This window comes from Pseudomonas sp. IPO3747, assembly GCF_013385245.1.
In the GTDB taxonomy this organism is placed as follows: Bacteria; Pseudomonadota; Gammaproteobacteria; order Pseudomonadales; family Pseudomonadaceae; genus Aquipseudomonas; species Aquipseudomonas edaphica.
The window spans coordinates 501271-524931 of sequence record NZ_JACAQL010000022.1 but is presented as its reverse complement, the minus strand read 5'-3'; the positions used below and the strand labels follow the sequence as shown (position 1 = coordinate 524931).

Here is a 23661-nt window from a genome sequence, read left to right as displayed (position 1 = left end):
AGGCCCCAACTCCGCGGCGCTTTTTTTTGGCTGTTTCGTGTAGTGATTGCTTCATCAACTGATACAGGCGAAGCGAATGATCAGCCCACCCATCACCGTTGCCCTCAAGGTCAACGGCCACATCCGCGAAGTCAGTGCGATGGCGGATACGCCGCTGCTGCTGGTGTTGCGCAATGACTTGCAGCTTAACGGCCCCAAGTACGGCTGCGGCCTGGGCGAGTGCGGTGCGTGCACCGTGATCATCGATGGTGTGGCGGCGCGCTCGTGCGTGTTTCCGCTGGCGGGTGCAACCGGGCGCGAGATTGTCACCCTTGAAGGGCTCGGCACACGCCAGGCGCCGCACCCCGTGCAGCAAGCCTTTATCGAGGAGCAGGCGGCACAATGCGGTTATTGCCTCAACGGCATGATCATGACGGCCAAGGCGTTGCTCGACCGCAACCCCAACCCCAGCGAAGCCCAGGTGCGCAATGAGTTGTCGGGCAACCTGTGCCGCTGCGGCACCCATATCGAAATCCTGCGCGCCGTACTGCGTGCAGCGCACCTCTTGAGCGTGGAAGGCCGACCATGACTGATATTTCCCGTGACCAATGGCTGGCCAAGTCGGGCGTCTTATTGATTGTCGATGATGTACTGCCACCTTCAGGCCCGGTGGCCAAGGGTGGCACACCGACCGTGAAACCCAAGGAGCTGGGGTTGTTCATCGCGGTAAACGATGACGGCCTGGTGTATGCCTTTAACGGCCATGTGGACCTGGGCACCGGCATTCGCACGTCGCTGGCGCAGATTGTGGCCGAAGAGCTGGACCTGAGCATGGAGCAGGTCAAGATGGTTCTGGGCGATACCGAGCGGGCGCCCAACCAGGGTGCAACCATCGCCAGCGCGACCTTGCAGATTTCGGCGATCCCGCTGCGTAACGCGGCCGCCGAAGCCCGGCGCTTTTTGCTCGCGCGCGCAGCGGGACGCTGGGGCGTGAGCACGGGCAGCCTCAAGGTTGAAGCCGGGGTTGTCCACGCTGCCGACGGGCGCACCACGACCTACGCAGAGTTGGTCAGCGGCCAGCATGACCAGTTGCGCATCAGCGGTGACGCGCCGTTAAAACCTGTTGAGGACTACCGCCTGGTCGGCAAGGGCGCCGCGCGCGTGGATATTCCCGGCAAGGCCACCGGCGAGTTGACCTATGTGCACGACATGCGCGTGCCGGACATGCTCCATGGCCGCGTGGTACGCCCGCCGTATGCGGGGCTCGACTGCGGTGAGTTTGTCGGCAACAGCCTGCTGAGTGTGGATGAGGCGTCCATCGCGCATATCCCCGGCATTGTCGCGGTGGTGGTGATTCGCGATTTTGTCGGTGTAGTGGCGATGCGCGAAGAACAGGCGATCAAGGCCGCCCACGAACTCCAGGTGCACTGGAAACCGTGGAACAACGCCTTGCCGGACATGAGCGATGTCGAGCAGGCCATCCGCGACAACCCACGGGTACGCCGCACGGTGCTCGATCAGGGCAACGTCGACGAAGCCTTGGCGGGCGCCAGCCAGCGCATGCCGCGCAGCTATTTGTGGCCGTACCAGATGCATGGTTCGATCGGGCCTTCGTGCGGCGTGGCGGACTATCAAGCAACCGGCAGCCGCGTGTGGTCGGGCAGCCAGAACCCGCACCTGCTGCGCGCAGACCTTGCGTGGTTGCTGGAATGCGACGAAGCGCTGATCGACGTGATCCGCATGGACGCCGCCGGCTGTTACGGGCGCAACTGTGCGGACGATGTGTGCGCCGATGCCTTGCTGCTGTCGCGCGCGGTGGGCAAGCCGGTGCGCGTGCAACTGACCCGCGAACAGGAACACCTGTGGGAACCCAAGGGCACCGCGCAGTTGATGGATGTTGACGGCGGGCTCAATGCCGACGGCAGCATTGCCGCCTATGACTTTGAAACCAGCTACCCGTCCAACGGCGCGCCGACCCTGGCGCTGTTGCTCACCGGCCGGGTGGAGCCGGTGGCGGCGATGTTCGAGATGGGCGACCGCACCTCGATCCCGCCCTACGCCATCGATAATATGCGCGTGACCATCAACGACATGGCACCCATCGTGCGCGCCTCGTGGATGCGCGGCGTATCGGCGTTGCCCAACACCTTTGCGCATGAATCCTACATCGACGAACTCGCGTTTGCCGCGGGCGTCGACCCGGTGGAATACCGCCTGCGTTACCTCAAGGACGAGCGCGCCATCGAGCTGGTCAAATCCACCGCCGAACGTGCCAACTGGTCACCGCGCACGGCGCCGATGCAAACCGCCAACGAGGACCACCTGTTACGCGGTCGCGGTTTTGCCTATGCGCGCTATATCCACAGCAAATTCCCCGGTTTCGGCGCGGCGTGGGCGGCGTGGGTGGCGGACGTGGCGATCGACAAGCACACCGGTGATGTGTCGGTGACGCGGGTGGTGATCGGCCATGACTCGGGGATGATGATCAACCCGGCGGGCGTGCAGCATCAGATCCACGGCAATGTGATCCAGTCCACCAGCCGTGTGCTCAAGGAGCGGGTGACCTTTGAGGAGTCGACGGTGGCGAGCAAGGAGTGGGGCGGCTACCCGATCCTGACCTTCCCCGAAGTGCCCAGGATCGACGTGCTGATGATGCCGCGCCAGGACCAGCCGCCCATGGGCGCCGGCGAGTCGGCTTCGGTGCCGAGTGCGGCGGCGATTGCCAATGCGATCTATGACGCCACCGGCATTCGTTTTCGCGAGCTGCCGATAACGCCCGAACGGGTATTGGCGGCGCTGAATGCAGGCAGCCTTGGCGAGCCTGCCAAGTCGCCGGAAAAACGTAGGAAGTGGTGGTTCGGTGCGCTGTTTGCCACCTTGGGCGCAGTGCTGGCCACCGCTTGGCCGTTTCACCCTGAAATCGCACCGATTGCGCCGCCCGGCGCGGGCACCTGGTCCAAGGCCACCCTGGAACGCGGGCGCTTGCTGGCGGCTGTCGGCGATTGCGCGGTTTGCCATACCGCGCCGGGTGGTGCGACCAATGCCGGCGGCCTGGCGATGCAAACGCCGTTCGGCACGCTGTACAGCAGCAATATCACCCCAGACGTGAAAACCGGCATCGGCGCCTGGTCCTACCCGGCATTCGAGCGGGCGATGCGTGACGGCATTGGCCGCGATGGACGCAACCTGTACCCGGCGTTTCCCTACACGGCGTTTCGCAATATCAATGATGCCGACCTGCAGGCGTTGTATGCCTACCTGATGTCCCAGGCGCCGGTCAGCCAGGCGCCGACGCCGAATGCCATGCGCTTTCCGTTCAATATCCGACCATTGATGGCCGGCTGGAATGCACTGAACCTGCGGCGGGGTGAAATCACCCCGCAGCCTGAGCGCAGCGAGCAATGGAATCGCGGCAATTACTTGGTCAATGGCCTCGGGCACTGCGCCGCGTGCCACTCGCCGCGCAACCTGATGGGTGCGCAGAAGGGCGGCAAATCCTTTCTGGCCGGGGGCATGGTCGATGGCTGGGAGGCGCCCGCATTGACGGGCTTGTCCAAGGCACCGACGCCGTGGACCGAGGACCAGTTGTTCAACTACCTGAGCACTGGCTATTCCGATGCCCATGGCGTGGCGGCGGGCCCGATGGGGCCGGTGGTGAGTGAGTTGTCAAAGCTGCCCAAGGCCGATATTCGTGCGATGGCGGTGTACCTGGCGTCACTTAATGGCGAGGCCAATGCCGAGGCGCAAACGGTGGCGACGGCGCCGCTGCCCAACCCCAATGGCCGACGTGTATTCGAAGGCTCATGCAAAGCCTGTCATGCCGATGGCCTGGGGCCGAAGCTGTTCGGGGTGAGCCCGTCATTGGCGAGCAATACCAATGTGTTCAGCGACCAGCCGGATAATTTGATCAAGGTGATTTTGCAAGGCATCAGCAGCCCGGCGACCCGGGACTTGGGGTATATGCCGGGCTTCAAGGACAGCCTGTCGAATGGCCAGGTGGCGGATCTGGTCGACTACCTGCGCGGGCAATTTGCGCCGAATGCGCCGGCGTGGAAAGGCCTGGAACAAAAGGTAGCGCACTTGCGCGCTAACCCCGGCACGCACTGACAGAACGCGGTTAAAACTGTGGGAGCTGGCTCTGCTGTTGCTGTTGATCTGGCCCTTGCATCCTTTTCGCCGGCGAAGTCAGCGGTCTTTTGATCTGCGTTTTTGATCTTGATCTGAAATCGTCCCCCCAAATCACTAAAAATAACCAGGCAAAAAAAAGCCCGCGGGAGAGCGGGCAGAAGGGATACTTCTTAAAAATGAGCCTGCCGACTATAGGTGCCAGGCGCCCCTTTTACAGTGAAACAAAATTCATGCACGCATCAGACAATCACCGGAGAGTGGTAGAGTCGCATTTTTTTCAAGGAAGCGATGGCATGCGAAAGCTGGTAATTGGCGCATTGACAGTGGCCGCACTGTCTGGCTGTGCGGGCTCGAAGATGAAGGACGCGCGCAGCGGCCAGCCCTACAAGACCCTGGCGTCGGACAAGGCCACATTGGTGGTTGCCCAATGCATCCAGTTCGGCTGGCAGGACGAGGCCGTGTTCGGCGTGGATGCCGGTGGTTTCAAAGAGCCGCTCGAAACAGGCGGTTTTACCGTCTACACCACGGGCGGTGACTACTTTGCCGATGTGCGCGTAGCCGGTGGCGGCTCCAGCGTCAAATACTATGCCGCCCAGGACACGATGCCGGCCAAGCGGCGGTTGGCCGCACTGGCCACCTGTCTGTAGGCTGTCTCCTTAGCATTTTTCGGAAATGCCCGGCGGGACAGCCGCCGGACATTGGCTTATTATTCCTCCCGCTCGCTCGACGCGATGGCTCTTTACCAGTACACGGACGTCGAGGCCTGATCGTCGAGCGGGCCTCGTTTCCTTCCTATCGCGGCATGTAGCCCAAGTGCCAGCGCCGGGGAATCTTCAGTGACACCAGCCCCAGCACGGCGGCCAATGCGCCACTCACCAGCAGCGCCTTGAGCCCGAGCTGGTGCTCCAGCACCGCGCCGATCACGGCGCCCACGAACATGCCGACCCACGGCACCAGTTGCACCCGCCAACCGTTACGCCGCTCCCCCAGTATCCAGCGCCCCAACCCGCGACCAAAACGTGAGAGCGCGCCGGTCACATAGGTCAGGCCCACCGGCAACCCGTTGACCTCTTCCACGGCCGCATTGAGCATGCCCATGGCCAGGATCGCCGCCAGCAGCGCCGGCAACGTATCGTCGAAGGGCCACAGCGCCGCGCCGCACAACAAGGCGGCGATGCACAGCAGCAAAGGCAGCGCATGCCGGCGGCTGAAGCGGCTGACCACCACCCCCAAGGCGTTGCCCAGCACAAATACCGCCACCAGCAACAGCAGGCGCCCGGTCAGGCCCAGGTCACCGGCGCTGATTGCCACCGCCAGGCGCGTGGTGTTGCCGCTCATGAATGAAACAAAATCCCCGCTGGCCATAAAGCCAATCGCATCGGTCATGCCCGCCAGCACCGACAGGCTGGCCACCAGCATCAATCCGACCCGCCCGCGCCAGCGTTGGCGATGGGCAAGCGCTGCATTGGCATAAAGCCTTTGGGACGAAGGCAACATAGGATCGGGCTCCGCGGTGAGATTATTCGGCCACTACCGTAGGACGCTTTGGCGGTGCATGCAATGACCTCAGGCACTTTCCAGTCGCCAGCCGGTGTGCTGCCAGATCAAATGATGGGTCGGCCGGATCGCGTTAATGAACGCCTCGTCATGGGACACCGCAACAATGGCCCCGCTAAACCCGCGCAGCGCCTGTTCAAAGGCCAGTACCGATTCCAGGTCCAAATGGTTGGTGGGCTCGTCCAGCAATAGCAGTTGCGCCGGGGCATCGCGCCACAAGGCGATCGCCATGGCGGCTTTCAAGCGTTCGCCACCGCTCAGTTGGCCGGTGGGCTGGGTGACGCGCAGGGCGTCCAGTTGCAACAAGGCCAGGCGCGTGCGCAGCTCGGCTTCGGCCAGGGGCGTGTCGAGCAGGTTGAGTTGTTCGACGATGGAGCGCTCATCCATCAGCAGCGCCAGGTGCTGATCGATATACGCGGCGGGTATCGACACCGTGCAGACGCCGCTGACCGCTTGCCATTGGCCGGCCAGCAGCTTGAGCAGCGTGGACTTGCCGCAACCGTTTGGCCCACGCACGGCCACGCGTACCGGGCCGTTCAAGTTGAGCGTCAGGTAAGTGGCTGGCTGGTGTGGATCGAGCCACGGCAGTTGGGCATTTTCCAGGGTGAGTACGTGGCGGCCGTTGGGCAAGGCCGAGCCGGGCAGGGCGAGCAACGTGGGGGTTTCATCGACGACACGCGCATAGGCTTGGCGCACCTGCCCATCCAGCTCATTTTTATAGGCGTGGTGAGCGCTGCGCACCGTGCTGACGATTTCCGTGGCTGCGCCTTTCCAGCGGGCTTTGGTAAAGCGATCAACGTTGGCGGTTTCGGCATGCTTGCGTGAGCGTGCGGCATTGCGTTGCAGGCTGTCGTGATCCTTTTGCAGGCGCTTGCGCTCGCGGCTGCGTTGCAGGCGAGCATGCTCAAGTGCCATGGCGGCAGCGTGTTGTTCGGTATCGCGCTGCTGGCGATAGGCAGCGTAATTGCCGCCATACACACGCATGCCAAGGGGCGACAGTTCGACGATACGCGCCAGGGTATTGAGCAGCTGTCGATCATGGCTGACCACCACCAAGCCGCCGCGCCAGTTGCTCAAAACCCGCAGCAGCCACTCGCGCCCATGGCTGTCGAGGTGGTTGGTGGGCTCATCCAGTACCAGCAGATCCGGCGCGGCCAATAGCGCACCGATTACGACAACCCTGGCCAGTTGGCCGCCACTCAGTTGAGTGGCTGGGGCTTCAAAACCGAGTGCGTGTAAACCCGCGTCATCAAGTGCGGCACGCAAGCGTTCGGCAAGGTCCCAGCGATCGTCAATCAGCTCAAGGTCACCGGCCCAGGCCTCGCCTCGGGCCATGCGCTCAAGCGCGGCCAATGCCTGGGCAGTACCGGTGATCTGCGCAAGGCTTGCTCCCGGTTGCAGCGTCAGGCTCTGTGCGACGTAGGCTACGCGGGCCTTGCCATCGAGCGTCCCGCAAGAGGGCGCAAGTACGCCGGCCAGCAAGCGCGCCAGGATACTTTTGCCGCGACCATTACGGCCGACAATCCCGGTGGGTGTGTAATCAATGGACAGGGTGAGGTCGTCCAGCAAGGTTTCGCCATTGGCGAACTGGAACGACACGTGTTGCAGGGAAACCAATACGGGCAGGCGTTTGACGTCAGTCATCAGCACCTCCAAAAAAATGTCGAACAGGCCAACAAGCGCGCCAGGCGGCTCGTTGCAAATACATTTCGGAAGGCTTAGTTGTTCACGTCGGCGCTCATCCCGTGAGTCAGAAGGGACCCGCAGGCTAACTCAGCTAGGCGTGCTTGGGCAAGTCGGCGGCCAATTGCTCCAGGAACATCGCCAGCGCGACTTCTTCGGCTTTAAGGCCTTTGCGCATCCGTGGCTTGGGCAGCTTGGACAGCTCGCCCAGGCTGAAATGCTCCAACACCGCCGGGTGGATATAGCACTTGCGGCACACTGCTGGCGTATTGCCCAACTGCTTGGCAACATCCTTGACCATCGCCACCACATGCCGCTTGGCATCGGATTCGGGCTGCCATTCCAATTCGCGCAACACCGCCAGGGCCATCGCCGTGCCGGCCCAGGTACGGTAGTCCTTGGCGGTAAAATCGGCGCCGGTGAGGCTGTGCAAATAGGCATTCACGTCGTGGGAACTGACGGTGTGGCGCTCGCCGTCTTCGTCCAGGTACTGAAACAGATTCTGGCCCGGGAGTTCAAGGCAACGCTTGACCACCGTGGCCAGGCGCCGGTCCTTGACGCTGACCTGGTGCTCGACGCCACTCTTGCCGCGAAACTGGAACTGGATTTCGCTGCCCTTGATGTCCACATGGCGGTTGCGCAGGGTGGTCAGCCCGTAGGATTTGTTGTCGCGGGCATATTGGGTGTTGCCGACGCGGATCAATGTGGCGTCCAGCAGCATCACCACGGTGGCCAGGACTTTTTCACGGGTGAACCCAGGCGCGGCGATTTGCGCTTCCAATTGTTTGCGTAATTTGGGCAAGGCCTTGCCGAACTCTTGCAGGCGCGAGTATTTATCGGTGTCGCGCACTTCGCGCCAGCGGCTGTGATAGCGGTACTGCTTGCGGCCCCGCGCATCACGGCCGGTGGCTTGCAGGTGGCCGCGCGGGTCGGCGCAGATCCACACGTCGGTGTAGGCCGGTGGTACGGCCAACGCATTCAGGCGCTTGATTTCATCGGCATCGGTGATGCGCTGGCCTTTGGGGTCGACATACTGAAACGTGCCGCGCAGTTTTTTACGGCGGATGCCGGGTTGGGTGTCGTCAACATAATGCAGGTCGCGGGGCAGGTCGGCAGGCAGCGCAGAGTCGGGCATGGTGCAAGTTCCTTGGCAACAGATCAGGCCGGTATACCTGATTGACCACAGGGTTTTGCGCGCGTGCCAAATACTTACGCCAGTACCGCCACCGCCTTGATTTGCGCCCACAACACCTGGCCCGGATGCAGGTGCAGTTGGTCGCGGGAAAATCGGGTAATCCTCGCCAGCAGTGGCGTACCGCCGGCATCCAGGCGCACCAGCACGTGGGCGCTGTTGTCCGCCGCTATTTCCTGGGTGACCGTCACCGGCAAGCGGTTGAGGATGCTGCTGGCTTCTTCGGCGTGCAGGCTGAGGCTGACGTCGCGTGCTTGCACCTTGACCCGCAACGGTTTGCCCAACGCCAGCGGTGCATGAGCCACACGCATTTGCAACGGGCTGTCGGGCAATTGCAGGGTGAGCAGTTGATAGTGTTCATCGTAGGCAATCACGCTGCCATTGATGACCACGCCGGCGTCATCGCCGAGTGCCATCGGCAAGTCCAGGCGAGCCAGGGTTTCGCCAATGGGGCCGCTGGCCAGCGCCTTGCCGTCGCTTAATAGCACGATGTGATCGGCCAGGCGCGCCACTTCATCCTGGGCATGGCTGACGTACAGCACCGGAATATCCAACTCATCGTGCAGGCGTTCGAGGTAGGGCAGGATCTCGCTTTTGCGCTTGCTGTCCAGGGCCGCGAGCGGCTCATCCATCAACAACAACTGCGGGCTGGTGAGCAATGCGCGGGCGATGCCGACGCGCTGGCGTTCGCCGCCGGACAAGTGCTGCGGGTGGCGTTCAAGCAAGTGGCCGATGCCCAGCAGTTCGGCGGCCTGGGCCATGTCCACACGGCGAAGCGGGCGGGCAATACGCTTGAGGCCGAACTCCAGGTTGGCACGCACCGACAGGTGGGGAAACAGACTCGCTTCCTGGAACACATACCCCAGTGCGCGCTTATGCGGCGGCACAAACACGCCGTTACGGCTGTCTTGCCAGACCTCTTCGTTGACCTGGATAAACCCGTCTTCAGCGCGCTCAAGCCCGGCGATACAGCGCAGGCAAGTGGTCTTGCCTGAGCCGGAATGCCCGTAGAACGCGGTCACGCCACGGCCGGGCAGGTGCAGGTCCACGTCCAGGGCGAAGCCTGGGTACTTCACGTTCAGGCGTACATCAATCATGGCGGTCAGCTCCAGCCCATCTTGGTTTTACGGCTGGAATAGAGCGCCAGCAATACGAGAAAAGCGAACACCACCATGGAGCCGGCCAGCCAGTGAGCCTGGGCATATTCCATGGCTTCGACGTGATCGTAGATCTGCACTGAGACCACGCGGGTTTTGTTGGGGATATTGCCGCCGATCATCAGCACCACGCCGAACTCACCGACGGTGTGGGCAAAGCCAAGAATCGAGGCGGTGATAAAGCAGGGGCGGGCCAGGGGCAGGATCACCGTGAAAAACGTGTCCCATGGGTTGGCACGCAGCGTCGCCGCCACTTCCAATGGGCGCGTGCCGATGGCGGAGAAGGCGTTTTGCAACGGCTGCACCACAAACGGCATGGAATAGATCACCGAGCCGATCACCAGCCCGGCGAAGCTGAAGGTCAGGGTGCCCAGGCCCAGCCATTGGGTCAACTGGCCGAAGTAGCCGTTGGGACCCATGGTCAGCAGCAGGTAAAAGCCGATGACCGTCGGTGGCAACACCAACGGCAACGCGACAATCGCACCTATGGGGCCGCGCCACCAGGAGCGGGTGCGCGACAGCCACAGGGCGATCGGAGTGCCGATGATCAGCAGGATCACAGTCGTCAATGACGCCAGTTTGATGGTCAACCAGATGGCGGAAAAATCGGCACTCGACAGCGGCATATTCAGTTAGCCAGCTCGTAGCCGTAGGACTTGATCACGGCAGCGGCTTTTGGCCCCTTGAGGTATTCAACCAAGGCTTTGGCGGCAGCGCTGTCCTTGCCCTTGTTGAGGATGACCGCGTCTTGTTTGATCGGGTCGTGCATGGCCGCCGGCACGATCCACGCCGAACCGCTGGTGACCTTGCCGTCCTTGTAGATCTGCGACAGCGCCACAAAGCCCAGCTCGGCGTTGCCGGTGGACACGAACTGATACGCCTGGGTGATGTTCTGGCCTTCGACCAGCTTGTCCTTGACCTGCTCGGTCAAGCCTTCTTTAGCCAGCACTTGAGTGGCCGCCAGGCCGTAAGGCGCCGCTTTCGGGTTGGCGATGGACAGGTGTTTGAAGTCGTTTTTCTTCAGCACCTCGCCCTTGGCATCCACGTAACCTTCTTTGGCCGACCACAGCGCCAGGGTGCCGACTGCGTAGGTGAAGCGCGAACCTTTGACCGTATCGCCTTCGGTTTCAAGTTTTTGCGGGGTGGTGTCATCGGCGCTGAGGAACACTTCGAACGGCGCACCGTTCTTGATCTGGGTATAGAACTGGCCGGTAGCGCCGTAGGCGGCTACCAATTTGTGGCCGGTGTCTTTTTCGAAATCGGCAGCAATCGCCTGGATCGGCGCGGTGAAGTTGGCGGCGACAGCCACCTGGACTTCATCGGCGTGGGCTGAGCCAAAAGTAAAAGCGGCAATCAGGGTGGCCAGGGCAGTAGGGGCCAGGCGTGAGGCGCGGATCGTCATGAAGCAGCTCCTTGGGGGTTGTACGGCTTGTTATAGGTAGAAGGCTTTACCGCTATGTATGGGAATATATAGCGGTTGGCCATTGCCGGTACAGTGCAAAGTTGCCCCAAGTGTCAGTGGCGCTTGAGCTTGGCCAGCACCTGTTCGGCCAACTGGCGGGTCAAGTCATACGTAGAAATATCTCTACCCAGACGCAGCGCCTGGCCTGCCCACAGGTTGCTGAAGCCGGCTTCATCCTTGGCCTTGAGCGGCATCAAGGCGCCGCCGGCAGTGGGGAATGCGGGGGCAGACGGGTTGATCGCACCGAGTTCGCGCATCACCCGGTTGACGATGCCGCGCGCCGGGCGGCCGGTGAACAGGTTGGTCAGCGCGGTTTCGCTGGCCTGGGCATGGCGCAAGGCATAGTGGTGGGACACGCTGACATTGGCTTCGGGAGTAAACAGGTACGCAGTGCCGATTTGCACGGCCGAGGCACCCAGGGCCAATGCCGCGACGATGCCGCGTGCATCGCCAACGCCGCCTGCGGCGATCACCGGCACCTTCACCGCGTCGACAATTTGCGGCACCAGCGCCATCAAGCCGATTTGGGTGTCGAGGTCGTCACTGAGGAAAATCCCTCGGTGCCCACCGGCTTCAATGCCCATCGCGATGATTGCATCGCAGCCATGCTGTTCGAGCCAAATGGCTTCTTCAACGGTGGTGGCCGAGGACAGCACCTTGGCGCCGGTGGCTTTTACCCGGTCGAGCAAGGCTTTTTCCGGTAGCCCAAAGTGAAAACTCACCACCTCGGGGCGAAATTCTTCGACGACTTTGCAGGCGGCTTCGTCGAACGGCGCACGGTTGGACACCGGTGTTGGTGCATCAAAATCAGCGCCCAGCTCGCGGTAGTAGGGCTCCAGCAACGTTTTCCAACGGTGGTCACGCGCGTTATCAGCTGCTGGCGGTTGATGGCAGAAGAAATTGACGTTGATCGGGCTCGCGCTGGCCTGGCGAATGGTGTTCAAGGCGTCGCGCAGTTGCTCGATGCTCAGCGCTGCGGCGGGCATCGAGCCCAAGGCGCCGGCTTGATTGGCGGCGATGACCATCGCTGTGGTGGTGGCGCCGGCCATCGGGGCCTGGATGATAGGCACGTCGATGCCCAGCAGGTCGAGAATTCGGGTGTCTGGCCAGGTGCTCATGGGATGCGTCTCCAGCGTGAATAAGACTTTGCGCTGTTTTAACAGGGCCATTGGCACCCGGCCAGTCTGTTTTATTCACTGGACGAGGGGGTAATTTCGTGCGCTGCCATGAGTCGATGGCGTGCCCCAACACCGCATGGATGCGCCCGGCGTTCGCGTTGTCGCCTGCGTGGCCTTGAAAAAACGCCTGGAACGCCGGGTACAGCGTGAGGTTGTCTTTGTGACTGACATTCGAAATGTATCAGGATGACGATGTGGCGCTGGTGTGTATCGGTGTTCGCAAGCGTTTCACCGACTGTTCGCGCTCCAGCAGTTGCCGCTTGCGCTCTACGCCCCAGCGGTAGCCCGACAACGCCCCGTCACTGCGCACCACGCGGTGGCAGGGAATCGCCACCGCCAGGCTGTTGGCGCCACAGGCCTGGGCCACCGCGCGAAACGATTTGGGCGCGCCGATCTGCACAGCAATCTGCGCGTAGCTGGCGGTGCTGCCCACCGGGATGTCGCGCAGTGCCTGCCACACCCGTTCCTGAAAGGCGGTGCCGCGCAGGTCCAGGGGTAAATTCAACCCCAGGGCAGGGGCTTCGATAAAACCCACGACCTGGGCGATCAACTGTTCGAACTCATGATCTGCGCCGACCAGTTCGGCTTTGGGGAACTGGTCCTGCAGGTCGCGCAGTAAGGTGTCCGGGTCATCGCCCAATAAAATCGCACACACGCCGCGTTGGCTTTGCGCCACCAGAATCGCCCCAAGTGAACATTGGCCCACGGCAAACAAAATCGTGCTGTTGGTGCCGCCGGCTTTGTAGTCGCTGGGCTTCATGCCGAGCAGTCGGTTGGCTGATTCATAAAAGCGGCTGTTGGAATTAAAGCCCGCGTCATACAACGCATCGGTCACTGAGTGCTCGCCCTTGAGGCCGTGGCGAACTTTGCGCGAACGCAGGGCACTGGCATATCCCTTGGGCGTCAGGCCGGTCACCGCTTTGAATATGCGATGAAAATGGAATGAACTCAGCCCGGCGCCACTGGCGAGTGCTTCCAGGCTGGGCGCGGTTTCGGCCTGCTCGATCTGTCGGCACGCCTCGGCCACCCGTTGGGCGTGGAGGGCCGCCAATTGAGTCTGGTCGCCGGCCGCGCGTTTGCTTGGGCGATAACCCGCCGCTTCAGCCTGGGCAGGGGTGTCGAAGAATTCGATGTTCTCCGGGCGTGGCAATCGCGAGGCGCTGCTGGGGCGGCAATACACGCCGGTGGTTTTAACGCCGTAGACAAACACGGCGTCAGCCTTGGCATCACGGGCGACGATGGCGGCCCAGCGGGGGTCTTGTTCGGTGGTCATGGCCTGCACTCTTGACGGATCACGGCCAGATTAACCGCGTTGCAGATGGCCGGCACTCTGAAGCTTGCGGTCAAATTAGCCAGCGGTGCGAAAGGTCAGGTTGATGCGCTGCGGGCCCATGACCGGATGCACGCCCTCTTTAATCGGCATCACCCCATGAAAACGCAAGCGATCAACGCCGCCCCAGACCACCACGTCGCCGTGGAACAGTGAAACTTTTTGAGTTTTGCTGCTGCGCTCATGGCCGCCAAACAGGAAGATCGCCGGCAGGCCCAGGGAGACTGAAACCACAGGGGCGCTATAGGCGCGTTCGTTTTTATCCTGATGCAGGGACATCTTGGCGCCCGGCACATAGCGGTTGATCAGGCAGGCATCCGGGGCAAATGCGCTGAAGCCAGCTTCGGCTGCGGCAAGCGTGGCCAGTTCACGCAAAGTCTCGGGCATAGCCGGCCAGGGCTGCTGATTGCGGGGGTCAATCGGGCTGTAGCGGTAGCCGGTGCTGTCGGTGGTCCAACCCAATGTGCCGCAACTGCTGAGAGCGGCCGACATGGTGAAGCCGCCGGGTGTGACCATTTGTCGAAACGGCGATTGGGCCAACACCCGTCGCAGTTCAGGCAGCAGGCGTTCAATCCAGGGCAGGGCGAAGCCCCTGAGTACGTAGGACTCTTCGCCAATCTGCTCGCGCCCCGCCGGTTGCTGCAAGGCATCCTCAGCGAACAGATCAGTCGTCGGGCCTGGCATGGGTTACAGGGCCTTGCTCACGGTGATGTCGGTGATTTCATCGGTGGCATCGTGGATTTTTGCCAGGGCTTCTTTGGCTTCTTCAACGCTTCCCGATTGCAGCAGGGCGAATTCAAAGCGACGTTCGCCATTGAGCTTGTACTTCATAACGTATTTAGTCACAGCGGTTTTCCTGTCGAGGGTTCGGCTCAGCTCAGTTTGGTGCTGGTGCGGCGAACAATGCGAATCTTGTGGGACAACGCAGGTTTGCGGGTCACGCTGATGGCGCGGCGCGTGACCACATCCAGGGTAATGTTCCAGAACCCGGTGCTGGGTGCGGTGATTTTTGCCGGGAATTTGTCGAACGCGCCGCCGTGGTAAGTGTGGCGACCACCGTTCTTGAAACTGCGGAAATTGGCATCGCTCATCAGGCGAATGTTGCAGGTCTGCGAGCATTCGATGACAACGATGTCGCCCTCGTTGAGGTGCTCGCGCTGGTGGATGAATTTCATGGGGGTGTCTCCAGAAGGGCTTTTTCTGAAAAATCAGAATGATACGTAGGTTAAGATAGAGTTTATCAGCCCTGACGCGATTATTATCGGGTCGTCGTCGACGACTTCGACAATTTAAAACAGTTATTTCCCAAGTTTTCAGAGATAAATCCCACATGGGCGGGAGAAATTTCCTCTCTTCGCGGTCGTAGGGTCTTTATCGGAGGTTTAAGTATGAAGTGGAGTGTGTTGGTTCTGGCCTTGGCGTTAGGTGGATGTGCTTCGGTTGCAGATATCAAGCAGACCCCGCCAACCCTGGTGGTTATTTCAGGCAAAAAACCGCCTGAATATGCTGCCTGTGTGGTCCGAAAACTGGAGGCGACGCGTCGGCCGCCGCAGATTGAGCCGCATAAGGACGGTGTACAGGTGATTGTTCCGCAGAAATTCTCGGCCGACCCTTCGGCGATCTTCGAGATCGAAGAGCGCTCCAGCGGCAGCAGTATCAAGCTCTATGAAAGTATGTCAAATGTGCCGATTCGCCCAGGCGACATCAAGAAAGCCGGGGAGGATTGCATCTCCGGCTGAGCCTTTGGTTTATCCGCGTACTGAACCCGATAAAAAAGCCTGACCCTGCCGTTGCAGCGTCAGGCTTTTTTTTGCGTTTATTCGGGTGTTGTCGCCTGTAGAGGGAGTGCTGATCGGGCAGGGCATCCGTTAAACTGTCGGCCATTCAATGCAAAGATGCCGCTCAAACTTTGAGTTTGCGCGGCATTAGTCCTTCCTGGAAAGCCCGTCATGAAACGAGAACACGTCAAAGCCCGACATGCCGAAGGCCAAATATCGGCCACCCATGTTATCCAGAACCCCGCCGACCTGGGCGAGTGGATCGTATTTTTCAAGAAGAGCGGCGGCCGCAGTTACTTTCTGGTCGACGATCAGGATGAGGTTGAGTCATTCCCGCGCCTGGATGACCTGATCGAGACCTTGCGTGGCCTGGGGCTCAAGTTCGCCGAGGTTCATCTGTAGTACGCAGTATTACTTGCACACCACGACGACGCTGCGGCTCTTGAAGTTGCCTACGTCTTTGCCCAGGGTCTTGTCGCTCTCCTTGAGTGCCGGCGTACCTTCGGTGCCGACGATGCGGTAACCGGTGCCCGCACACGAAGCGTCAGCTTTTTCGTAGCAACTGGCCCATGAATTGGCCTCGCCCGAGCAGTCGATGGTCAGGCCTTGCTCGCCGTTTTTCAGGTAGGTGTCGGACGTGGTGGTGCAGCCGGTCATCAGCGCCAGGGCCGCAGTCAGTGCCAGAATCTTGTTCATGTGTTGGGTCGTCGTCGAGGGTGTAGGAGGGGCGCAGACACTGTCGTGGGGCGTTCGTAGCAAGATTATAGCGAACGGCCATCAAGGTACAGACAAACACAAAAAAGCCCCGTTGACCGGGGCTTTGTGCGCAAGCAATGACGCTTACTTTTTGTCCTTGGGGCGCTTGCTCGATGCGTGGCCGGCTTCGTCCACAAACACTTCAGCCACCGCAACGGCCATGCTTTCGCTCGCGAATACCCCGGCGACGCTGTCGCCGTGGAAGTTGATCAGGTGCCAGCCGTCCGCACGCTTGGTGATCAGGTAGCCGTTTACGCCTTTTGGTTCTGACATCTATCAATCTCGTAGTCTGGTTCAAGCCAGTAATGATAGCGCCAATTGGCCCCGAGGCGCGCAAGTTGTTGCAGGTCAGTGCCCTGCCGCGAAAAGCGTGCTAAAACCATTGAGGCGCTCGTAAGCAAAGGGGCGATGGCTGGTTATGTCGCGCCCTGAGTGAATGCTCTTCGTAGGATCAGCGGAACTTACGCGCACATTTTTTCTCTATGTTGACATCGCAACGCCAGCAGGACCCATTGTAAGGTGACTGCGGCCTGATTAGACTGCGCCGAATTCCGTACGCACAGCCCTTTGTAAGGACTTATATGATCAAGAAATGCTTGTTCCCAGCAGCCGGTTACGGCACTCGCTTCTTGCCAGCGACCAAAGCCATGCCCAAAGAGATGCTGCCGGTGGTGAACAAGCCACTGATTCAGTACGGCGTCGAAGAGGCACTGGATGCCGGCTTGAACGAAATTTCCATTGTTACCGGCCGCGGTAAGCGCGCGCTGGAAGACCACTTCGATATCAGCTACGAGCTGGAAAACCAGATCAAGGGCACCGACAAGGAAAAATACCTGGTCGGCATCCGTAAACTGCTCGACGAGTGCTCGTTTTCCTACACCCGTCAAACCCAGATGAAAGGCCTTGGCCACGCCATCCTCACTGGCCGCCCGCTGATCGGTGACGAACCGTTCGCCGTGGTGCTGGCTGATGACCTGTGCGTCAACCTGGAAGGCGACGGCGTACTGACCCAGATGGTCAAGCTGTACCAGAAATACCGCTGCACCATCGTTGCGGTTCAAGAGGTCGACCCTCAGGAAACCAACAAGTACGGCGTGATCGCCGGCGACGATATTGGTGATGGCCTGATTCGCGTGCGTGACATGGTTGAAAAACCAGCGCCGGAAGATGCGCCGTCGAACCTGGCGATTATCGGTCGTTACATCCTGACGCCGGACATCTTCAAGCTGATCGAAGAAACCGAGCCAGGCAAAGGCGGCGAGATTCAAATCACTGACGCCCTGCTCAAGCAAGCCAAAGATGGCTGCGTGATCGCCTACAAATTCAAAGGCCGTCGCTTCGACTGTGGTGGCGCTGAAGGCTACATTGAGGCCACCAACTTCTGCTACGAGCACTTCTACAAGACCGGTAAGGCTTACTGATTCACGGTAGCCCGCCCAAAAAGCCACCTTCGGGTGGCTTTTTCGTTTTTCAGCCCCATGTAAGTCGGTATGCTGGTGCCCTGCCGAGGAGAGTGAAATGGCCTACGATTTTGATCTGTATGTAATTGGCGCCGGTTCCGGCGGTGTTCGCGCGGCGCGCTTTGCCGCAGGCTTTGGCGCTAAAGTGGCGGTAGCTGAAAGCCGTTACCTGGGCGGTACCTGCGTGAACGTTGGCTGCGTGCCGAAAAAACTGCTGGTGTACGGCGCGCATTTCGCCGAAGACTTTGAGCAGGCCAGCGGTTTCGGCTGGTCGTTGGGTGAAGCGAACTTTGACTGGGCGACCCTGATCGCCAACAAAGACCGCGAAATCAACCGCCTCAATGGCATCTACCGCAACCTGCTGGTTAACAGTGGCGTGACCCTGCACGAAGGGCACGCGCGTTTGGTTGATCCGCACCAGGTGGAGATCAATGGCGAGCGCTTTACGGCCAGGCACATCCTGATCGCGACGGGCGGCTGGCCGCAGATCCCGGAAATCCCGGGCCGTGAGCACGCCATAGGCTCCAACGAGGCGTTCTTCCTCAAAGAGCTGCCCAAGCGCGTGCTGGTAGTGGGCGGCGGCTACATCGCCGTCGAGTTTGCGGGCATCTTCCATGGCTTGGGCGCACAGACAGCCTTGCTGTATCGCGGCGACCTGTTTCTGCGCGGGTTTGACGGCGCAGTGCGCACGCACCTGAAGGAAGAGCTGACCAAGCGCGGCCTCGACCTGCAATTCAATGCCGATATCGAGCGCATCGACAAACAGGCTGACGGCAGCCTCAAGGCCACCCTCAAAGACGGCCGCGTGCTCGAAGCCGATTGCGTGTTCTACGCCACCGGCCGCCGCCCGATGCTCGACAACCTGGGGCTGGAAAACACCGGCGTCAAATTGGATGAGCGTGGCTTTGTCGAAGTCGACGACCTGTACCAGACCGCCGAAGCCTCGATCCTGGCGATTGGCGATGTGATCGGGCGCGTGCAATTGACGCCCGTCGCGCTGGCCGAAGGCATGGCGGTTGCTCGTCGCCTGTTCAAGCCCGAGCAATACCGTCCGGTCGATTACGCGATGATCCCGACCGCGGTGTTCAGTCTGCCGAATATCGGCACCGTGGGCCTGAGTGAGGAAGAGGCAAAGAAGAACGGCCATAACGTGCAAATCTTCGAAAGCCGCTTCCGGCCGATGAAGCTGACGTTGACCGATTGCCAGGAAAAAACCCTGATGAAGCTGGTGGTCGACGCCGACACCGACAAAGTCCTGGGTTGCCACATGGTCGGGCCGGATGCGGGTGAGATCGTCCAGGGCCTGGCGATCGCGCTCAAGGCGGGCGCGACCAAGCAGCATTTCGATGAAACCATCGGCGTGCACCCTACGGCGGCGGAAGAGTTCGTCACCATGCGCACGCCTGTAGCGGGCTGATCAGGCGTCGGCGGTTGCCTCTGGCGGCGTTGCAACGACGGCCGCCAGGCGCAATGCCTCGATACTGGCCTGGGCCTTGATCAGGTCCAGTTCCAGGGTTTTGCTCACCTGCTGTTGCTCACTCAGCGCTGCCTGGCGCGCTTGACTTTCCTCTACCGCAACCCGCAAGCGCTCCTGAAGCAGGGTGCGTTCGCTTTCCATGCGGCCAAGCTGTTCGCTGAGTGCTTGCTGCTGCGCCTGTTCCTTGCGTGCTTGCTCCTGCAGGGCGGTCAGTTCCTTGCTGGTCACGCGGTGCTCGATCAGTAGCCGCTCATTATCGCGATGCAGCTGGGTGATCTCATCCTGGCGCACCATGGCGCTTTGTTGCGCCTGGCGCAGCTCGGCCTGCACCTGCTGCAGCTGGCCTTCATGGCGCCGTTGCTCTTGCTCGCGTTGCTCCTTCACCGCATTGCGGTAGTGCTCAAGCGCGTCGCGGGCGTGCAAGTGTTTGTCTTCCAGCGAGCGAATCTGCTCGTCCTTGTCATTCATGCGCAACTCGTAATCGCTGCACGCCTGGCTGAGCCCCGCATTGCGAGTTTGTTCGGTTTGCAGGCTGGTGCTGGCGGTCTGCAAGGCGGCGCTTTCTTCGGCCAGTGCGGCGGCCTGGATATCCAATTGCTGCTTGAGCTGGCCGTGGGCTTCTTCAAGCGTTTGCACCTGGGCGAGCAGGGCGGCTTTTTGCTGTTCGAACTGCGCCAGTGCCGCGTCAATCGGCTCCTGGGCCTTGTCTTTAAGGCGTTGAGCCAGCCGTGCTACCAACTCGCCCAGTTCATCGTCGATGGGCGCCTGGGTAATGGTCAGCCGGGTTTCGCTGTCATCGAGTTCCTTCAAATAGCGATGAATCGTGGTTTTCGAGCCGGTATTGCCCATCTCGATGCGCACCGCGTCGATGCTCGGGTTTTCGCCACGGGCCAGGATCGCCAGGCGTGCCGTTTGAACCACTGCTTTGTTTATGCCGCCGCGCGCCATGAAGTCTCCGTCGATTTAGTACTGTGGTACATGGTATGTAGATACATACTTTATCACGAATAAAAAACCGTTTAAATTCATGATTTAACAGATGGGATATTGGCGTATTATCCCGTGTCATAGCCGTTTTAACCGTTAATACACCCGCCAGCAGTACGAATAGGCCTTTCATGAGCGACCTGGACCGTTACCTCAACGCCGCCACCCGCGATAACACGCGGCGCAGCTATCGCGCAGCCATCGAGCATTTCGAAGTGAGTTGGGGCGGGTTCCTGCCAGCCACCAGCGACAGCGTGGCGCGCTACCTGGTGGCCCATGCCGGGGTGCTGGCGGTCAACACCTTGAAGCTGCGGCTCTCGGCGCTGGCGCAGTGGCACACCAGCCAGGGTTTCCCGGACCCGACCAAGGCGCCGGTGGTGCGCAAGGTGCTCAAGGGCATTCGGGCGATGCACCCGGCACGGGAGAAGCAGGCCGAACCTTTGCAGCTCAAGCACCTTGAACAGGTGGTGGCATCACTTGAGGTTGAAGCCAGGCAGGCCATTGAAGCGCGGGATCAGCCGCGCTTGCTGCGCGCCAAGCGCGACACTGCGTTGATCCTGCTGGGCTTCTGGCGCGGCTTTCGCAGCGACGAGTTATGTCGCCTGAGCATCGAACACGTGCAAGCGGTGCCCGGCGCCGGCATCAGCCTGTACCTGCCGCGCGGCAAAAGTGACCGCGACAACCTCGGCAAAACCTACCAGACGCCGGCGTTGCTGCGCTTGTGCCCGGTGCAGGCCTACAGCGACTGGCTAAGCGCTTCGGCCCTGGTGCGGGGGCCAGTGTTTCGGGGGATTGATCGCTGGGGCAACCTGGGCGAGGAGGGGCTGCACCCCAACAGCGTGATCCCGCTGCTGCGCCAGGCTCTGGAGCGCGCGGGCATTCCGGCTGATCAATACACCAGTCACTCGCTGCGCCGCGGTTTCGCCACCTGGGCCCATCGCAGTGGCTGGGACATCAAGTCGCTGATGAGTTACGTCGGCTGGAGCGACATGAAATCCGCCATGCGCTATGTTGAAGCGACACCCTTTTTGGGCATGACCTTGGCGACTCCACCGCTGCTTTGAGATTTCTTCTATTAATACAGATACCTGATAGGGAAAACCAATCGTCAGCATCAGGTTTGCCAATGAGCCACCGACGGAAAGAGTGAGTAGGATTCATCTCATCAACTTTTCAACCACTGACGGAGAGTCACCGATGCCTATCATCAACAGCCAAGTAAAACCGTTCAAAGCGACCGCCTACAAAAACGGCAACTTCGTAGACGTGTCGGACGCTGACCTGAAAGGCAAATGGTCCGTAGTCTTCTTCTACCCAGCCGACTTCACCTTCGTTTGCCCAACCGAACTGGAAGACCTGGCTGACAACTACGCCGAATTCCAGAAACTGGGCGTCGAAATCTACAGCGTGTCCACCGACACCCACTTTGCCCACGCTGCCTGGCACAACACTTCGCCAGCCATCGGCAAAATCCAGTACACCATGATCGGCGACCCAACCCTGACCATCTCGCGCAACTTCGACGTACTGATCGAAGAAGCTGGCCTGGCAGACCGCGGCACCTTCGTGATCAACCCGGAAGGTCAGATCAAGATCGTTGAACTGAACGACGGCGGTGTTGGCCGTGACGCCTCCGAGCTGCTGCGCAAAATCAAGGCCGCTCAGTACGTCGCTGCTCACCCAGGCGAAGTCTGCCCAGCCAAGTGGAAAGAAGGCGAGGCTACTCTGGCTCCGTCCCTGGACCTGGTCGGCAAGATCTAAGTCTGTGAAACATCAAGGGCGGGTTGCCGCACCTTAAGTAAGCTGCACCGCCCTCAAAACGCCCGGGCGAGATTCGCTCGGGCGTTTTTTTGTCTGCAATAAACCGAATTAACAGGAAATCGCCCGTATGTTGGACGCCAATCTTAAAGCTCAGTTGAAGTCATACCTGGAACGGGTCACCCAGCCGATCGAGATCGTCGCCTCCCTCGACGACGGCGCGAAATCCCAGGAAATGCTTGCCCTGTTGCAGGACGTAACCAGCCTCACCACGCTGATTACCCTCAAAACCGATGGCAATGATGCGCGCAAGCCGTCGTTCTCTATCAACCGCCCGGGTGCCGATATCAGCCTGCGTTTTGCCGGCATCCCCATGGGCCATGAATTCACTTCGCTGGTGCTGGCCCTGCTGCAAGTCGGTGGCCACCCGTCGAAGGCCAGTGTCGAAGTGATTGAACAGATTCGTGCCTTGAAAGGCGAGTTCAGCTTCGAGACCTACTTCTCGCTGTCGTGCCAGAACTGCCCTGACGTGGTTCAGGCGCTGAACCTGATGGCCGTGCTTAACCCGAACATCCACCACGTCGCCATCGACGGCGCGCTGTTCCAGGCTGAGGTCGATGAACGCCAGGTCATGGCAGTGCCCAGTGTGTACCTCAATGGTGTGAACTTTGGCCAGGGCCGCATGGGCCTGGAAGAGATCCTCGCCAAGCTCGACACCAGCGGTATCGAAAAGGCCGCCGAGAAAATCAGCGCCAAAGAGGCCTTTGATGTGTTGGTGGTCGGTGGTGGCCCAGCCGGTTCTGCCGCAGCTATCTACGCCGCACGCAAAGGTATTCGCACCGGCGTGGCAGCTGAGCGTTTCGGCGGCCAGGTGCTGGACACTATGTCCATCGAGAACTTCATCTCCGTGCAGGAGACCGAAGGGCCGAAACTGGCCAGCGCCCTGGAGGCGCATGTGCGTCAGTACGACGTGGACATCATGAACCTGCAGCGTGCCAGCCGCCTGATCCCGGCAAAAAATGCCGGTGACTTGCACGAAATTCGCTTTGAAAGCGGTGCGACCCTCAAGTCCAAAACCGTGATTCTGGCCACCGGTGCCCGCTGGCGCGAGATGGGTGTGCCGGGCGAGCAGGAATACAAGGCCCGCGGCGTGTGCTTCTGCCCGCATTGCGACGGCCCGTTGTTCAAAGGCAAGCGTGTGGCAGTGATCGGCGGTGGTAACTCCGGCGTTGAAGCAGCCATTGACCTGGCCGGTATCGTCAGCCACGTGACCTTGCTCGAGTTCGACAGCAAGTTGCGCGCCGATGCCGTGTTGCAGCGCAAGCTCTACAGCCTGCCGAACGTGGACGTGATCACCAGCGCATTGACCAGTGAAGTCAAAGGCGATGGCCAGAAGGTCACCGGTCTGGCGTACAAGGATCGTGACAGCGGCGAGTTCAAGACCATCGACCTGGAAGGCATCTTTGTTCAGATCGGCTTGTTGCCCAACACCGACTGGCTCAAGGGCACGGTGGAATTGACCCCGCGCGGCGAGATCATCGTCGATGCGCGTGGCGAAACTTCACTGCCGGGCGTGTTTGCTGCCGGTGACGTGACGACCGTGCCGTACAAGCAGATCGTGATTGCGGTAGGCGAGGGCGCGAAGGCTTCGCTGAGTGCTTTTGATCACCTGATCCGTACCTCGGCACCCGCTTAAATCCGGCTGCGAAAATAAAAAACCCCATGAGTGATCATGGGGTTTTCTCGTTCCCACGTTCTACGTGGGAATGCATCCGGTGA

General features: G+C 60.6%; 24 protein-coding genes. 10 read left to right on the top strand and 14 right to left on the bottom strand.

The window, feature by feature from the left end:
• The first annotated feature begins 76 nt into the window (after positions 1–76).
• The 3 genes from HX790_RS23815 (at position 77) to HX790_RS23805 (ending at position 4754) form a co-directional block, all read left to right on the top strand.
• On the top strand, positions 77–568 hold the full coding sequence (locus tag HX790_RS23815) for a (2Fe-2S)-binding protein (RefSeq protein ID WP_017135477.1): 492 nt from the start codon (positions 77–79) through the stop codon (positions 566–568).
• Positions 565–4086 (top strand): molybdopterin cofactor-binding domain-containing protein, encoded by a 3522-nt coding sequence (locus HX790_RS23810; RefSeq protein ID WP_176992273.1) that lies wholly within the window; start codon positions 565–567, stop codon positions 4084–4086. Before HX790_RS23815 ends, HX790_RS23810 begins: the two co-directional genes overlap by 4 nt.
• Before the next feature lie 314 nt (positions 4087–4400).
• Positions 4401–4754 carry a hypothetical protein gene (locus HX790_RS23805; RefSeq protein WP_017135479.1) on the top strand — a complete coding sequence of 118 codons (354 nt, stop codon included), beginning with the start codon at positions 4401–4403 and terminating at the stop codon, positions 4752–4754.
• Positions 4755–4899: 145 nt separating this feature from the next.
• Here the strand turns inward: HX790_RS23805 and HX790_RS23800 are convergent, their stop codons facing one another.
• The 11 genes from HX790_RS23800 to HX790_RS23750 all read right to left on the bottom strand — a co-directional run bounded on the left by HX790_RS23800 (position 4900) and on the right by HX790_RS23750 (position 14841).
• Positions 4900–5604, bottom strand: a complete 705-nt coding sequence (locus HX790_RS23800; RefSeq protein WP_099549874.1) for a YoaK family protein — start codon at positions 5602–5604, stop codon at positions 4900–4902.
• A 69-nt stretch (positions 5605–5673) separates the two neighbouring features.
• Positions 5674–7308 carry an ABC-F family ATP-binding cassette domain-containing protein gene (locus HX790_RS23795; protein WP_176992272.1) on the bottom strand — a complete coding sequence of 545 codons (1635 nt, stop codon included), beginning with the start codon at positions 7306–7308 and terminating at the stop codon, positions 5674–5676.
• Between the two features lie 133 nt (positions 7309–7441).
• Positions 7442–8482, bottom strand: a complete 1041-nt coding sequence (locus tag HX790_RS23790) for a DNA topoisomerase IB (protein WP_099549872.1) — start codon at positions 8480–8482, stop codon at positions 7442–7444.
• A 74-nt stretch (positions 8483–8556) separates the two neighbouring features.
• Positions 8557–9636, bottom strand: a complete 1080-nt coding sequence (gene modC, locus HX790_RS23785; protein WP_176992271.1) for a molybdenum ABC transporter ATP-binding protein — start codon at positions 9634–9636, stop codon at positions 8557–8559.
• A 5-nt stretch (positions 9637–9641) separates the two neighbouring features.
• Positions 9642–10328 carry a molybdate ABC transporter permease subunit gene (modB, locus tag HX790_RS23780; protein ID WP_176992316.1) on the bottom strand — a complete coding sequence of 229 codons (687 nt, stop codon included), beginning with the start codon at positions 10326–10328 and terminating at the stop codon, positions 9642–9644.
• The gene (gene modA / locus HX790_RS23775) at positions 10325–11098 is read right to left on the bottom strand and encodes a molybdate ABC transporter substrate-binding protein (protein ID WP_256349331.1); all 774 of its coding nucleotides are present in this window, start codon (positions 11096–11098) and stop codon (positions 10325–10327) included. Before modA ends, modB begins: the two co-directional genes overlap by 4 nt.
• 113 nt (positions 11099–11211) lie before the next feature.
• On the bottom strand, positions 11212–12276 hold the full coding sequence (locus tag HX790_RS23770; protein WP_176992270.1) for a nitronate monooxygenase family protein: 1065 nt from the start codon (positions 12274–12276) through the stop codon (positions 11212–11214).
• 241 nt (positions 12277–12517) lie between these two features.
• The gene (gene ada / locus HX790_RS23765; RefSeq protein WP_176992269.1) at positions 12518–13609 is read right to left on the bottom strand and encodes a bifunctional DNA-binding transcriptional regulator/O6-methylguanine-DNA methyltransferase Ada; all 1092 of its coding nucleotides are present in this window, start codon (positions 13607–13609) and stop codon (positions 12518–12520) included.
• 75 nt (positions 13610–13684) lie between these two features.
• Entirely contained in the window at positions 13685–14350 is a 666-nt protein-coding gene (gene alkB / locus HX790_RS23760) for a DNA oxidative demethylase AlkB (protein WP_176992268.1), read from the bottom strand.
• 3 nt (positions 14351–14353) lie between these two features.
• Complete coding sequence (locus tag HX790_RS23755) at positions 14354–14512, bottom strand: hypothetical protein (protein WP_017135489.1); 159 nt, start codon at positions 14510–14512, stop codon at positions 14354–14356.
• A gap of 26 nt (positions 14513–14538) precedes the next feature.
• Entirely contained in the window at positions 14539–14841 is a 303-nt protein-coding gene (locus tag HX790_RS23750) for a DUF1883 domain-containing protein (protein ID WP_003173824.1), read from the bottom strand.
• Positions 14842–15054: 213 nt separating this feature from the next.
• Here HX790_RS23750 and HX790_RS23745 point away from each other — a divergent pair, with 213 nt between their 5' ends.
• Entirely contained in the window at positions 15055–15405 is a 351-nt protein-coding gene (locus HX790_RS23745) for a hypothetical protein (protein WP_065929976.1), read from the top strand.
• Positions 15406–15615: 210 nt separating this feature from the next.
• Positions 15616–15846 (top strand): hypothetical protein, encoded by a 231-nt coding sequence (locus tag HX790_RS23740; protein WP_017135491.1) that lies wholly within the window; start codon positions 15616–15618, stop codon positions 15844–15846.
• 9 nt (positions 15847–15855) lie between these two features.
• Here the strand turns inward: HX790_RS23740 and HX790_RS23735 are convergent, their stop codons facing one another.
• The gene (locus HX790_RS23735) at positions 15856–16140 is read right to left on the bottom strand and encodes a hypothetical protein (protein WP_017135492.1); all 285 of its coding nucleotides are present in this window, start codon (positions 16138–16140) and stop codon (positions 15856–15858) included.
• Positions 16141–16284: 144 nt separating this feature from the next.
• Positions 16285–16473, bottom strand: a complete 189-nt coding sequence (locus tag HX790_RS23730; protein WP_017135493.1) for a hypothetical protein — start codon at positions 16471–16473, stop codon at positions 16285–16287.
• A 308-nt stretch (positions 16474–16781) separates the two neighbouring features.
• Between HX790_RS23730 and galU the strand changes: the two genes are divergently transcribed.
• Both galU and gorA read left to right on the top strand, forming a co-directional pair.
• Positions 16782–17621, top strand: coding sequence for a UTP--glucose-1-phosphate uridylyltransferase GalU (gene galU / locus HX790_RS23725; protein ID WP_003212579.1), 840 nt, complete (start codon positions 16782–16784; stop codon positions 17619–17621).
• A gap of 97 nt (positions 17622–17718) precedes the next feature.
• Positions 17719–19077, top strand: coding sequence for a glutathione-disulfide reductase (gene gorA / locus HX790_RS23720; RefSeq protein WP_176992267.1), 1359 nt, complete (start codon positions 17719–17721; stop codon positions 19075–19077).
• Here the strand turns inward: gorA and HX790_RS23715 are convergent, their stop codons facing one another.
• Complete coding sequence (locus tag HX790_RS23715; RefSeq protein ID WP_176992266.1) at positions 19078–20085, bottom strand: DNA-binding protein; 1008 nt, start codon at positions 20083–20085, stop codon at positions 19078–19080.
• A gap of 170 nt (positions 20086–20255) precedes the next feature.
• On the opposite strand from HX790_RS23715, the gene HX790_RS23710 reads away from it, so the two are divergent.
• From HX790_RS23710 to ahpF, 3 genes are all read left to right on the top strand, one after another.
• The gene (locus HX790_RS23710; protein WP_176992265.1) at positions 20256–21188 is read left to right on the top strand and encodes a site-specific integrase; all 933 of its coding nucleotides are present in this window, start codon (positions 20256–20258) and stop codon (positions 21186–21188) included.
• 133 nt (positions 21189–21321) lie between these two features.
• Positions 21322–21885, top strand: coding sequence for an alkyl hydroperoxide reductase subunit C (ahpC, locus tag HX790_RS23705; RefSeq protein WP_010210361.1), 564 nt, complete (start codon positions 21322–21324; stop codon positions 21883–21885).
• 127 nt (positions 21886–22012) lie between these two features.
• Positions 22013–23578, top strand: a complete 1566-nt coding sequence (ahpF, locus tag HX790_RS23700; protein ID WP_099549863.1) for an alkyl hydroperoxide reductase subunit F — start codon at positions 22013–22015, stop codon at positions 23576–23578.
• Positions 23579–23661: the final 83 nt, after the last annotated feature.